The organism is Vibrio ostreicida (assembly GCF_013074385.2).
GTDB classification, from domain to species: Bacteria; Pseudomonadota; Gammaproteobacteria; order Enterobacterales; family Vibrionaceae; genus Vibrio; species Vibrio ostreicida.
In genome coordinates this window covers 157,533-170,628 of the sequence record NZ_JABEYA020000005.1, presented here as the reverse complement: position 1 = coordinate 170,628, position 13,096 = coordinate 157,533, and the positions used below count along the sequence as shown (strand labels likewise).

Here is a 13,096-nt window from a genome sequence, read left to right as displayed (position 1 = left end):
TAGCATTTCCTAATAAACACTCGTTTTTGAAACACAGCGTTCAGTGGCTAGTGATCGTGCTGAACAGTCTCGGCCCAGGAAAGTGTTGACGTAACAATGACTAAGGAAATAGGGACAAAAACGTATGTCAAAAATTGATACTATGAATTTGGTCATTCCAGAAGATATCTCGAATGGCTGGCAGAACATTGTCGATTTATTGGCTGAAATTATCTCTGTCCCGGCCGCGCTGATCATGCGTGTTTACCCGCAACATATTCATGTCTTTGCGGCCAACCAAAGCAATCACCCCTACCACGTTGGCGATGCCGAGTCTCTAGGGCAAGGCTTATATTGTGAAGCTGTTATTGGTGAACAACGTCCTTTAGTGGTCAGTAATGCGCAGCTGGAGACTCAGTGGCAAAATAACCCAGATCTCAAGCATGGCATGGTGTCTTACTGTGGCATTCCGTTGAATTGGCCAAATGGCGATGTCTTTGGAACCATCTGTGTTCTCGATGATAAAGAAAACAGCTATTCCCCCGTCTACCAAAAATTGATTGAAAGTTTCAGGGCGACGATTGAAGCTCAACTCGAATCCCTCTATCAGAACGAAAAGTTGAAGCATTACAACGTTGAACTTAAATCCAGAGTGAGAACACGCACTCAAGATCTGGTCAACCTCAACTACTGCTTGAATACTGAAATTAACAAACGTAAAGCAGCGGAACAGACCATCCATTACCAAAGATCGCATGATCTTGGTACCGGTTTTTTGAATCGCGTAGCACTTGAACAACAAGCACAAGATTATATTACTGATGTGAGTGGCAATGAGACATTCAAAGCCGCTGCGGTTCACATTGGTTTTACCAATGGTTGCCGTATTCAATCCAAGTATGGGTACGCCTGTTGGGAAGAGGTATTGATTCAGTATCATCGCAGATTAGGTGACTTGAGCCACTATGAACTTAAGATTGCGAGGCCGACATCAACCGATTTAGTGTTGTTGATTGAATCACATTGTCTTGATCATGATCTCAATATTTTGTGCCAACAACTAGTGGAAATCAGCCAGTCTCAATTTGAGGTTGAAGGTGATAAGTTGCACCTCAATGCGTACATGGGGATCAGCACAACGGATGATACTGAATGTCAGACTAAATTGTTAAAATATGCCGCTGAAGCGATGCAGTCTTGTAAAGATTCTGGTCATAAATACAGTTTTTACTCGCAGGCGATATCGGAGAGCCAAAATAACTTCAATCAGTTAGAAAGCTATTTGTTGCAAGCGGTCAGAAATGATGACTTGTTGCTGTATTTCCAGCCGAAAGTCTCTCCTACCACCCACAAATGGATCGGTGCTGAAGCACTCTTAAGGTGGCGCCACCCAATTTTGGGCGATATTTCCAATGAAGCGTTAATCCATATGGCGGAACAAAATGGGTTAATATTTGAAGTCGGCAGCTTCGTGTTGCGTTCAGCCATCACCAAAGCCGCCCAATGGATGGAATACACCGATGATTTTAAGATAGCGGTCAACACTTCAGCTATTCAGCTAGCGAATCCGAATCTATCGCAACAAATCAAAGATCTGCTTATTGCCTACCAACTTCCAGCCAGATTTCTTGAATTGGAGATCACAGAAAGCGGTTTGATTGCTGATGAAGTCGCTGCTCGAAATACACTGAACTCTTTGCACGATTTAGGTGTGACGCTGTCACTTGATGATTTTGGTACGGGCTATGCGTCTTTCAATTATCTTAAGAAATACCCATTTGATGCGATAAAAGTCGATAAAAGCTTCGTTCACCAGCTCGACGAAAGCGAAGAAGATAAAGAAATCGTCCGTTCAATTATCAGCGTTGCCAAAAAGTTAAACTTAAAAGTGACGGTGGAAGGCATAGAGACTAAAACTCAGGAAAACTTTATCATCAGTCAAGGCTGTGAATATGGACAAGGCTATTTTTACGGTAAACCTATGCCTTGTGATGAATTTGAAGTTGGACTCATCAGCCAATACTCATCTGGAACGGCAAACCTGTCCTATCAGTAGTTAATTTCTTTACTCACTGGCCATGGGTTCTTATAATCTCGGCCTCAGTTTATCTCGCTTGTGAATGTCTATGGATCTATTAACCGCCACACTAAAGAAAATCGAAAAGCAAAATTATCGTGCTTATCAGCAAATCAAAGGTCAATATGACTTCAGTGATTACACCTTTTTCATTGATTACGTTCAGTCAGACCCTTTTGCATCGGCATCAAGAGTACGTGCTGTTCGCCCATGGTCTGTCACGGATTTAGCTTGGTTAAAAGACACCTCCCCTTCTTATCAGATGGCCGCCCGTGACTTCATTGCCCGTCGTTTTTCAGAACTTGCGAAACAAGACAACAACATTAGCATCGCTTTAACCGGACAAACGGTGATGGACAGCACCGCGGTGGTGTTTACTCAAGAAGGAATTGAACTCAGGTTTCGGGTTAACCTGCCTGCTGAAGGTCGTTCAGTGCTGGGTAAGAAAGCCATTAATATGCTGACTTTTCATCTCCCTAAGTTTATTCGCCGTGCGACGATCGAGCGTGAACTTGATAAACCGGCTTTAATCCATCACTGCGAAACCATTGAAGATCAAGACGCTATTCGTCGTCAGCTTGATACGCTGGGTTTGGTGGCCTTTGTGGGGAATGGCTCTGTGTTACCAAGGCTAGCGGGCAACAGCGATCTACCAATGAAGGACGCGATTGCTATGCAGGCGCCTCCGTCACTGCAAGTGTCGATCAGCACCCCGAATCAGGGTGAATTGCAAGGTTTAGGCATCCGCAGTGGGATTACTCTGATTGTCGGCGGGGGGTTTCATGGTAAGTCAACCCTGCTCAACGCGATTGAACGCTCAATCTACAATCACATTCCTGGTGATGGTCGTGAAAAAGTGGTCACGAATCCTAATGCGATTAAGATCCGCGCTGAAGACGGCCGATGTGTTCATAGCCTTGATCTGTCCAACTACATTAATCACCTCCCTATGGGCAGAGATACTCGAAATTTCTCGACGCAAGACGCGTCAGGGTCAACGTCACAAGCGGCTTGGTTACAAGAATCGATTGAAGCGGGTGCGCAGAGTATCTTGATCGATGAGGACACTTCCGCTACCAACTTTATGATCAGAGACGAGCGGATGCAGGCATTGGTTGCCAAGGGTGATGAACCGATTACCCCTTTGGTCGATCGCATTGGGCAATTGCGTGATGATCTGAATATTTCGACGCTGATTGTGATGGGCGGCTCTGGTGACTATCTTGATGTGGCTGATACTGTTATCCAAATGCATGACTATCAGGCTGTAGATGTCACAGAAAAAGCCCAGCAAGTGATCAAACGCCATCCTACGCAACGGAACAATGAATGTGAAAACACGCTCGCGACTTTTCGACCAAGGGCGTTGAACAGAGCGGTATTGCTTGCTCTTTTGTCGGAGGGGAAGTTTAGAGTGTCAGCGAAGGGACTGGACAGCTTACGATTTGGTAAAGAGTTTACGGATCTCAGTGCACTTGAACAGTTGGAATCCAGCTCAGAAATTAATGCGATTGGCTGGCTTTGGTTTCAATTGGCGCAGATACCGGGTTGGGCTAGCAAACCAGCGCAAGATATCCAAGCCATTCTTGACGGTGACTGGGCCGAGCAGATGCCTAAGCAAGGTGATCTTGCAAAACCAAGAACGGTGGATGTCATGGCCGCATTGAATCGATTGAGGAAGGCCCAATTTAAAGCCAATGCCTAAGCGTTAAAAAGCGCCCATTTGGGCGCTTTACTAAAGTTGTCTAAGTCTAATGACGCAGTACGTGCCACGCCTCGCACAGTATCCGAAAACGATCACTGTTACCATTTTCCCTATCGGGGTGCCATTTTAAAGCCAGTTTTCTCCAAGTTTTTCGGATTTCCGTCGGACTGGCATCATGGGGTAACTCAAACAGAGACAAGGCTTTCGCTCGGTCCATATCATTGCCGTTTGTACTCCCGACAAACTCCCGATAACGAGTCCAGAACTCGTTGAGTAGGCGCTTAACTTCACCTTCTTCAGCTTCGTAGTTATGCCAGTCTAGGTAATAGTCTCTCAGAGGGTCGGCCACATCGATCTCATGGCCAAACACTTGGGACTGTGGCAATAAAGCAATATCCATCGCCTGTACTTGCAACCAATTGTCCGGATAAAGGGTTTCTTGAAGTTGATACAGGGCATTCATGATTAGGAAATTACGCTTAAAGAGATCTTTATCGGGTGCGTCGTCTAGCACAGGTAAGAGCTCAAGCTCATTAAGGTGGGCGGAAAGTGTATGTACTTTCCAGCCTGAAGGTTGCTTTCTGAGGACTTCCATTATGGGCCACAGCAAAGGGTTTTCCATATACTGCTGAAACTGGGCTGCCACTTCCTGATGCTCGTTCATAGGCACTCTAATAGGGGTTTATTATTAATCAAAATCCAAAACAGGCCGTTTGTCGAGTGAATATCTCATATTTACTGATCATCGCCCAAAAAAAGAGCCAGCGATGGCTGACTCTTGTGTTGTTGCTCACTGCTTTTAAAGGACGCCTAATTCCCGTAAGCGCTCTTGTAGATAACTTTTTGCGGTGTGACGTTCAGAAAGAATGACATCAGGTTTCGGGTGCAAAAACAACGGCAGAGAGATGCGCGATTGTTCCTGACGAGCACCGGTTGGATTGATCACTCTATGGGTGGTCGACGGAAAATACCCGCCTGACGCTTCCTGAAGCATATCGCCAATATTTATAATCAGGTTACCAAAGTCACAAGGCACATCAATCCATTCGCCTTCTTTACTCTTCACTTGCAGTCCTGGCTCGTTGGCTGCAGGTAATACTGTGAGAAGATTAATATCTTCATGCGCCGCTGCTCGAATAGCACCGGGCTCTTCTTCGCCTGTCATTGGAGGGTAATGCAAAATACGAAGTAAGGTCTTATCACTGGCGTTAATCATTTCAGACAAAGCCACTGAAAACTTATCCTGTACGTCTTTGGGGGCGTAGTCTTCGACCCACCCTAACAGCTCTTGAGCGAATGCGTTGGCTTGATTGTAGTAATCAAGAATTTGCTGTTTCAACTCTTCAGGTATTTGTCCCCATGGGTAAACGTGAAAGTATTCTTTAATGTCTTTTACGTTGTGGCCTTTAGCCACTTCGGACACGCTCGGCGGAAAGTATCCATCCTGAGTATCGACGTTATACGTAAATTCGTTCTTACGTTCGGTCAAAAAAAACTGATGCCAGTTTTCATAGATAGACTCGACAAGTTGTTTTGGAATCGGGTGGTTTTTTAACACACCAAATCCAGTTTCTCGCAGAGAGGCAACAAACTGCTGGGCAGCGTCTTCAGCAAGATAATCGACAGTTTCCAGTTTCATGGCTTTACTTTATTGTTTATGTAATAACAAACCCAGATTTTAAGGCGTACCTCTAGATAAAATCAAATATACTTGTTCTGGCTCTCACGATTTGGCCACTAACTGTGCGATATTCAGGTGTTTCAACACGAATGGTTAATTTCTCTGTGACCAAGAAAGGCACATTTTTAATTGAACGTTGTTTTATTTGATGCCATGATGTGATTGATTGTTACTCAGGGAGCGCCTTATGGATTCATCGAGAACCTCGTCACTCACGCTATATGGCTTAACATTGATCTATTTGGCTGTGTTTGTTTTTTCTGCCATTTCGCCATCGTCGCATGCGGTATGGATAGCCGAAATTATTCCCGCTGTTGCGATTTTTGTTTTCATTTGGGTGGCATCACTCCGTTATCGATTTTCCAATACCGCCTACGTATTAATGTTTATTTGGTTGGGCTTACATACGATTGGTGCTAAGTACACCTTCGCTCATGTCCCATTTGACTGGTTTAATCAATTGATTAACTCGGAGCGTAATAATTTTGATCGCGTTGCTCACTTTTCAATTGGTTTGTACGCCTACCCGATTGCGGAATACTTACGCAGTAAAAAACAACTCAGTCGTGGTTTTTCGCTGGCATTTGGTTTGTTTTCAATCATGTCTTTGGCCGCGGGCTATGAGATCATTGAGTGGTGGTATGCAGTACTGGCGGGAGGAGAGCAAGGTTTGGCATTTCTCGGTTCCCAAGGTGATATCTGGGATGCACAAAAAGACATGTTGATGGACACCTTAGGCGCCATCACCGCGTTGACCTTACTGGTGATTCAGTGGCGTGCATTCCCTTCGAGCCAAGCTAAATAAGGATTAAAAGCTTCGCTAAACGGAACGTGAACCACCTGAGGGCCATCGTCGTCATGGATGGAAACAATCACGGTTTCCAGACTCTGATAGCACGAGATTTGAGTTTTTGTGAGCAGCAAGGTTTCTTTATCCCGACACACTTCACCCTATCAGACAGAGTGACTGTCAATGGGCAACGTCTGGATGTATGCGGCCAGTTTTTGCTTGAGAAGCGAGTCAATGATCTTATCGGTGATTTTACCATTGTTGGTCGTGGTGAATGCGATAAAATACTCATAATGTTCCCCTATTTACTGACGATCACTGGATAACCCTGCTCTCTCAATTCTTTGACGAAACTGGATCCGGCGCCAGTGTAGGTGACCCAAACTTTTTTCTTTGCTCGGGTAAGAGACACATAAAAAAGTCGCCTTTCTTCGGCATAGGGGAAAGCGTCGTTCGACTTCGACAGGGCACCATCAATGTGAACCGCTTTTACTCGTGCGGGAAATTGACCTTCATCTACCGAGAGAATAACAACAAAATCCGCCTCTTTACCCTTACTCGCGTGGCAGGTCATAAACGCCAGTGACAACATCGAAAATTGTTTTTTCCATTCATCAAACAGTTCGGGTTTATGATAATGGTTTCTTGCCAACAATAAGACATGTTGGACCGCTTTTGCTTTGCTGTTTAGTTCGTCGAGTATTTTTTCAACAGACTGACTTGGTGCGAGGGCCACCGCCTTCGTTTTTTGTTGTTTGGCACTGGATAACCGCTTTTCAATCTGGTTTGGGTTGGTTTGAATGAACCGATTAGCGACATCGCCAATCTGACTATTGAAACGATAAGTGGTGTCCAAATGATGGAGTGTCGAATAAGGAAAGCGATCGCTAAAGCCGGTGGTTAAGTCGACATCAGCGCCAGCAAATTCATAGATAGATTGCCAGTCATCACCGACTGCAAAAAGAACACAGCCTGGATCATGGGTTTGCTGGCAAAGTGCATCCACCAAAGCCAAACGCTGCGGGGAAATGTCTTGGTATTCATCGATCATGATGTATTTCCAAGGCGGGTTAAATTTCCCTTTAGCTACGTATTGCGTTGCTCTTGTGATCATGACATTGAAGTCGATATGGCCTTGGTTTTTTAACATTTCTTGCCAAGCTTGATAGCATGGCCAAACTAAAGACAATTCGCTGTTTAGACGAGTGTAATCTTGATGATCGACCAATTTCTGCTGGATGTCTTTTTTGGTGCACCCTAACGCCGCCAATTGGTTTAGTTGACGATTAAGCCAAGCGATAAGCTTCGCGTTTTCGACATGGCTTCCAAGTTCATCGTCGCCCGCAAGGTAGGCAATCGGCCATTTTTGCAGATGCTTTTGCCAACGCTTAAAGGCGGTCGGTGTCATCCAATGTTTTTTTAACCAGTCAATGCACCAAGCAAGCTTGAGATCCTCATTCAACGCTATGGGTGATATCGTCACGGGCTCATTCTCAACTTGATTGAGAATGAGCAGACCCAATTGGTGAAATGTATTGACGGAAACATGCTCTGCGCTAAAACCAATTTTTTGTTCAAGCCGTTGTTTCATTTCATCGGCGGCATCGCGACCGAATGCGAGCATTAGGATTTCTGGCGCCTGCGCTAGGTGGCTTTGGAGCAGATAAGCAACGCGAGCGGTCAAGACACTGGTTTTTCCAGAGCCCGCACCGGCGAGTACGAGGTTATTATCATCATTGAGCAACACCGCTTGTTGTTGAGAGAGATTTAACGGCGAGGATTCAATTTGTGAAAAAAGCACCGTCCAGTTTTCAAGTTCGGTTTTCATCCACGCTTGATTTCTCTCACGCATCGTTTCATCGGTTTGCGTTATCCACGGTAAGATGACCGACATTTTTTCCGGTAGACGCAGTACCGCATCGTCTAATGTCATTTCCATCTCGGCAAAATTACGATGGAGTTTATCGAGCCAGGTGTTGACTTTTGAATGAGTGAGGAAACAAGGTTGTCGTTGAAACCCCTGAACATCCATTTCCCATTTGGGAATAAATTGATGCAATTGAGCGCATTGATGCTGATGCCATCTTTGATAGGCGGCGACCGCTGATCTGGCAAAGTCACGGCAATGCTCCCAAGGCAGTCCTTGAATTAACCAAGCTTGTTGCTGGTTACCTTCAGGGTGAGCAAAAAACTGCAATCCTCCCCACAACAGCCCTCTTGTTAGCGTTACTTTGCCATTCCAAATATTAAAGGGAATACGTTCTTGGCTGTTTTTTGAGCATAAAATCAGGTAGTCGGCTTCCAAAGAAACCTGATGATATTCATTGTGGATAAAATACTGTGCAGTCTTATTGGCGATCAGCTGCATTGCGGCTACGTCCTTCAAGTTCGGTTGTTGATATGATAACTCAACACGATTGAAGAATGAAAATATCGTGTCAACATCTTGTCTGATCGATGTCGGGGTGACTAAAGTCTTAATGATTCCAATGTTAACCGTTATGTTGTCTTGGTACACGGGTATGTTAAGTGTTTGCCTTTCCTCGACGCTCGCTCAAGTTTAGTGAAAAATCCACTCGAAAGCTTACCTCTGCCTAGTTACAATGATAACTATCCATAACAATTAAGAATCGATAACGTGTCATTGATCAGTCAGCTCCGCCTTTATTGGGTCAATAAAACCGTCAATTACAGCGTACTTATCTTAGTGACCTTGCTAGGGATTGTCATTCCAAGCTGGTATTATCCGATGGACGTATACATTATTCCATTGATTCTGGGCGTCATTGCGGCAGCACTGGCTGAGAGTGATGATAATTTCACCGGACGCCTCAAAGCATTTATTGGGACACTGATCTGTTTCGCTACCGCGTCCTTCTCTATCGAATTCCTTTTTGATGCCCCATTGGCGTTTGCTTGTGGGTTATTTGTCTCGACGTTTGGTTTTATCATGCTTGGGGCCGTCGGTCCTCGATACGCCAGCATTGCGTTTGGCTCACTGCTGATTGCAATCTATACGATGCTCGGCGCGCCAGAGAGCACCACATTATGGCAACAACCGATGCTGCTGCTCTCGGGAGCAACTTGGTACTTTGTGGCCTCTAATCTTTGGTCGGCGATGTGGCCAACTCAGCCAGTTCAACAAAGTTTGGCGTCCGTTTTTTCGGCGCTGGCGGATTACCTCGAATCGAAAAGTGAACTGTTTCATCCAACCACCAATTTGCAGCCCCAGCCTCACCGTATCCAAGAGGCAATGCTTAACGCCAAAACCGTCACCGCTCTTAACCTGTGCAAGGGAACCTTGGTCAGCCGTTCAAGGCGAGGTCAAATAGACAGCGCCAGTGACCGATATTTAAATGGTTACTTTCTCGCTCAAGACATCCATGAACGTGTCAGCTCTAGTCACTATCGCTATCAGGAACTGGCGCAACATTTCGGCCATTCTGATGTCTTATTTCGTTTTAAATACTTGCTTGAAACACAAGCGAAAGCATGCAGAGAGGTTGCACAAACGATACGTTTGGGCAGGGTGTATCAGTACAATCAAGATTCGCAAATGGCGTTGGAAGAATTGAGGCTCTCTCTGAGTCGAATTGACAATGACAATGGCCAGCAACACAAATCTTTGCTCAATCAACTGAATTACTTGTTCAACAATCTCAGTACGGTTGAAAAACAACTCAGTAACATCAGTAACCCAGATGCCCACCGTATTGAGGATGGCATTCTTGACAATACAGAAGCGCGCACCTTGCAAGCGATGTGGTCCAGACTGACAAGTCATTTCAATAAAGACTCGATGTTATTTCGCCATGCGGTCAGGATGTCTATCGCGCTGACTGTAGGTTATGCCATTATTCAGTTATTTGAGATTGAATTTGGTTATTGGATCTTACTCACCACGCTCTTTGTCTGTCAGCCCAACTACAGTGCGACGCGACAGAAATTAGTGGCCAGAGTCATGGGAACCATTGCTGGCCTATTGATTGGGACGCCTCTGCTTACGTTATTCCCTTCTCAAGAAAGCCAACTAGCGATTATTGTTGTCAGTGGTGTTGCGTTTTTTGCCTTGCGTTTGGCCAATTACGGGTATGCGACGGGTTTTATTACGGTACTGGTGTTATTTTGTTTCCACCAACTGGGCGATGGCTACGCGGTCATCTTACCAAGATTGGCGGATACGATTATTGGTTGTAGCCTCGCTGTTGCCGCGGTTGCGTGGATTTTTCCGGATTGGCAAGCAAAGCGGCTACACAATGTGATGGCCGAAACCATTGATGCAAGCCAACAGTACCTAGGCCAGATTATCGGTCAATATCGGATTGGCAAGAAAGACAGTTTATCCTATCGCATTGCACGTCGACATGCCCACAATCAGAACGCGAATTTAGCCAATGCGATCAGCGCGATGCTCGCCGAGCCAGGTCGTTACCGATCAGCGGTGGACGAAAGCTTTCGTTTTCTGACTTTAAACCACGCACTTCTCAGTTATATCTCCGCATTAGGTGCCCATAGAAAACGCATTAATGACCCAGCGACTCATCAATTGGTGCTCGAAGCTCACAGCGTAATTCATGGCCATTTGGGTGCCCTATTTCATCAACTAAACCATCAAAATCAACCCGATAGCAGAGGAATAAACCCCGCTCTGGATCTCGAAACACGCCTAACTGATTGGCGTGATGAAGATGAAAACTCAGTCAAGATGGTCCTCCAACAGTTGTATCTAATTTATCGAATGATGCCGGAGTTACACTCACTAGCGAGTAAATTTTCAGCGCGTGTCGATCGGTCCTAGATTCACGATTCTCTTACATTACCTGACAGTGTTCGGACACAAAATGACCAGAGGATAATAAAATGCTGTTTTATTAACGATATCGAAGACAGCAAAGAATGGGAGAGGTTTGTTGTTTTTCGGACCGAGATGGGAGTTGATTCGAATGCAACCGAATGTAAGCCAGACACAATTTGAGCTTCTAATAAGCCAGATCCAAAAGTTGACGCTGCCACAATTGCGCAATCTTAAAACGAAAATAGACGAAACGTTGGACGTAACGCCTGCCGTTTCGATTTCAGAAGAGGAAAAGAGACTCATCGCAAGTTTGTTTTCATAGCATAACTTGCTCAAAATGCAAACACCGATTAGACTGAAGTTATAGGGGGGGGTCTATGTCGGTGTCATCAGTACAGTCCGGATACCAAGTGATAGAACAGTCAACTCGGTTGGCTGAAGACGCTGCGCGCGAAATAAACCAGCTTGAAGACAGAAAGCCTGTCCAAGAAAGCCCGGCCCCTACTCAAGAGAATATCGCGCCAATCCAAAAAGACGACACCTATGAATTCAACAAAGTTGAGTTTAAGGAGCCCGATTCCTCACTCGTTGAGCCCTTAGTCAAACTGACTCAAGCGGAGCAATACAGCCGTGTTGGTACTAACATGTTGCAACGCGATCAAGAGATGATCGGTACGCTGCTTGATGTCCACGTCTAACCGACTCGGAGAGCCTCAAAGGTAAACACCTGTTGTTATCTCGTGTAGAGTGGTTAGAATTCTACAATAATTTCATTTTGTGCTTTCACTATGCCCAAACTCAATTTGTCTGAACGCGACAAACGCCCACTATTCACCCGAGGGCGACACTCTGATCAATTAGAACAAAAGCTCGCCCCTAATTTTGAAAGAGCGAGCTTGCGTTTAACACCCAGTCCAAATCTGTCTGAGAAAAACATCGCCAAACGTTGGGATAAGCTTAAGAAATTAACTGAGCAAGAAGCCTTGCTTGACCCCTTTACCATCGAACAGGCACATCATTACCACAAAAATATTGAGCATTTTGTTGGTACGGTCAAAGTCCCAGTGGGTATTGCTGGACCACTGCGGGTCAACGGTTTACACGCTCATGACGACTTTTTAGTCCCGCTGGCCACGACAGAAGCCGCACTGGTTGCGTCTTACCATCGTGGCTCGCAGCTTATTACTGCAGCGGGCGGCGCCAGTGCGATGTTACTCAATGAAGGCGTCACAAGAACGCCCGTTTTTGAATTTGAAGGGCTCATCGATGTCGGTCAATTTGTTGCTTGGGTGGTCACACAGTACGATCAGTTTAAACAGTTGGCAGAGTCGACGACGTCACACGGAAAATTACACGATATCAATGTCAACATTGAAGGCAGTCGTGCCTATCTGATTTTTGAATTCCATACTGGTGATGCGTCGGGACAGAATATGGTCACGATAGCAACCAATGCGGTGTTTCAATGGGTGTTAGAGCATTCCCCTATCGACCCACTCCATGCGTATCTTGATGGTAATTTATCTGGCGATAAAAAGCCCAATAGCCATACACTGCGTCATGTTAGAGGCAAAAAAGTTACTGCAGAAGTCAATCTTAGCCGCGCTCTGATAGAGAAATACCTTCATACCACACCGGAAGAAATGGTTAAATTTGGTCAAATGACGACGACAGGTGCATCGCTCAGTGGTTCAATTGGTGTTAATGCGCATTATGCAAATGCCTTGGCTGCTCTATACATTTCATGTGGGCAAGACGCAGCGTGCGTTGCTGAATCGGCTGTTGGTATTACCCGTATGGAAATGAGTCGACAAGGTGGCCTCTACGCTTGTGTTACCTTGCCTAACCTGATGCTTGGGACCGTGGGTGGTGGGACTCATTTGCCCAGTCAAAAGTCCTGCCTAGACATTTTAGGTTTGTCCGGCTCTGGAAACGCAAGAGCGCTAGCAGAAGTCGCCGCGGCATTGTGTTTGGCGGGCGAATTGTCGATTGTCGGTGCATTTTGTGCTGGACATTTTTCTCGTGCACACCAAAAGCTCGCCCGCTAACCTTCCTCCCTACTTTTAATC

General features: G+C 45.5%; 13 protein-coding genes. 9 read left to right on the top strand and 4 right to left on the bottom strand.

Features of this window, described 5'->3' with window-relative positions; all coding sequences use genetic code 11:
- Positions 1-124: 124 nt before the first annotated feature.
- Positions 125-2,035, top strand: coding sequence for a sensor domain-containing phosphodiesterase (locus HLM86_RS09980; RefSeq protein WP_076588775.1), 1,911 nt, complete (start codon positions 125-127; stop codon positions 2,033-2,035).
- A 70-nt stretch (positions 2,036-2,105) separates the two neighbouring features.
- Positions 2,106-3,761 carry an ABC-ATPase domain-containing protein gene (locus HLM86_RS09975; protein ID WP_170882667.1) on the top strand — a complete coding sequence of 552 codons (1,656 nt, stop codon included), beginning with the start codon at positions 2,106-2,108 and terminating at the stop codon, positions 3,759-3,761.
- Positions 3,762-3,807: 46 nt separating this feature from the next.
- Here HLM86_RS09975 and HLM86_RS09970 read toward each other — a convergent pair whose 3' ends face one another.
- A complete protein-coding gene (locus tag HLM86_RS09970) occupies positions 3,808-4,425 on the bottom strand; it encodes a DNA-J related domain-containing protein (protein WP_076588777.1) in 618 nt (205 codons plus the stop codon).
- A gap of 135 nt (positions 4,426-4,560) precedes the next feature.
- Positions 4,561-5,400 (bottom strand): isopenicillin N synthase family dioxygenase, encoded by an 840-nt coding sequence (locus tag HLM86_RS09965; protein WP_076588778.1) that lies wholly within the window; start codon positions 5,398-5,400, stop codon positions 4,561-4,563.
- Between the two features lie 229 nt (positions 5,401-5,629).
- Between HLM86_RS09965 and HLM86_RS09960 the strand changes: the two genes are divergently transcribed.
- On the top strand, positions 5,630-6,247 hold the full coding sequence (locus HLM86_RS09960) for a DUF2238 domain-containing protein (RefSeq protein ID WP_170882668.1): 618 nt from the start codon (positions 5,630-5,632) through the stop codon (positions 6,245-6,247).
- Here the strand turns inward: HLM86_RS09960 and cutA are convergent.
- Positions 6,211-6,366, bottom strand: a complete 156-nt coding sequence (gene cutA, locus HLM86_RS20435; protein WP_367947044.1) for a divalent cation tolerance protein CutA — start codon at positions 6,364-6,366, stop codon at positions 6,211-6,213. The genes HLM86_RS09960 and cutA overlap by 37 nt on opposite strands.
- Here cutA and HLM86_RS20430 point away from each other — a divergent pair.
- Positions 6,301-6,558 (top strand): hypothetical protein, encoded by a 258-nt coding sequence (locus tag HLM86_RS20430; RefSeq protein ID WP_367947045.1) that lies wholly within the window; start codon positions 6,301-6,303, stop codon positions 6,556-6,558. The two genes, cutA and HLM86_RS20430, sit on opposite strands and share 66 nt — an antisense overlap.
- Here the strand turns inward: HLM86_RS20430 and helD are convergent.
- Positions 6,534-8,600, bottom strand: coding sequence for a DNA helicase IV (gene helD / locus HLM86_RS09950; RefSeq protein WP_170882669.1), 2,067 nt, complete (start codon positions 8,598-8,600; stop codon positions 6,534-6,536). The genes HLM86_RS20430 and helD overlap by 25 nt on opposite strands.
- Positions 8,601-8,667: 67 nt before the next feature.
- Here helD and HLM86_RS20325 point away from each other — a divergent pair, with 67 nt between their 5' ends.
- The 5 genes from HLM86_RS20325 (at position 8,668) to HLM86_RS09930 (ending at position 13,075) form a co-directional block, all read left to right on the top strand.
- The gene (locus tag HLM86_RS20325) at positions 8,668-8,796 is read left to right on the top strand and encodes a hypothetical protein (protein WP_281249507.1); all 129 of its coding nucleotides are present in this window, start codon (positions 8,668-8,670) and stop codon (positions 8,794-8,796) included.
- 74 nt (positions 8,797-8,870) lie between these two features.
- Positions 8,871-11,030 (top strand): YccS family putative transporter, encoded by a 2,160-nt coding sequence (yccS, locus tag HLM86_RS09945; protein ID WP_076588780.1) that lies wholly within the window; start codon positions 8,871-8,873, stop codon positions 11,028-11,030.
- Between the two features lie 145 nt (positions 11,031-11,175).
- Positions 11,176-11,349 carry a hypothetical protein gene (locus HLM86_RS09940; RefSeq protein ID WP_170882670.1) on the top strand — a complete coding sequence of 58 codons (174 nt, stop codon included), beginning with the start codon at positions 11,176-11,178 and terminating at the stop codon, positions 11,347-11,349.
- Positions 11,350-11,404: 55 nt separating this feature from the next.
- Entirely contained in the window at positions 11,405-11,725 is a 321-nt protein-coding gene (locus HLM86_RS09935; protein ID WP_170882671.1) for a hypothetical protein, read from the top strand.
- Positions 11,726-11,815: 90 nt separating this feature from the next.
- On the top strand, positions 11,816-13,075 hold the full coding sequence (locus HLM86_RS09930) for a hydroxymethylglutaryl-CoA reductase (protein WP_170882672.1): 1,260 nt from the start codon (positions 11,816-11,818) through the stop codon (positions 13,073-13,075).
- Positions 13,076-13,096: the final 21 nt, after the last annotated feature.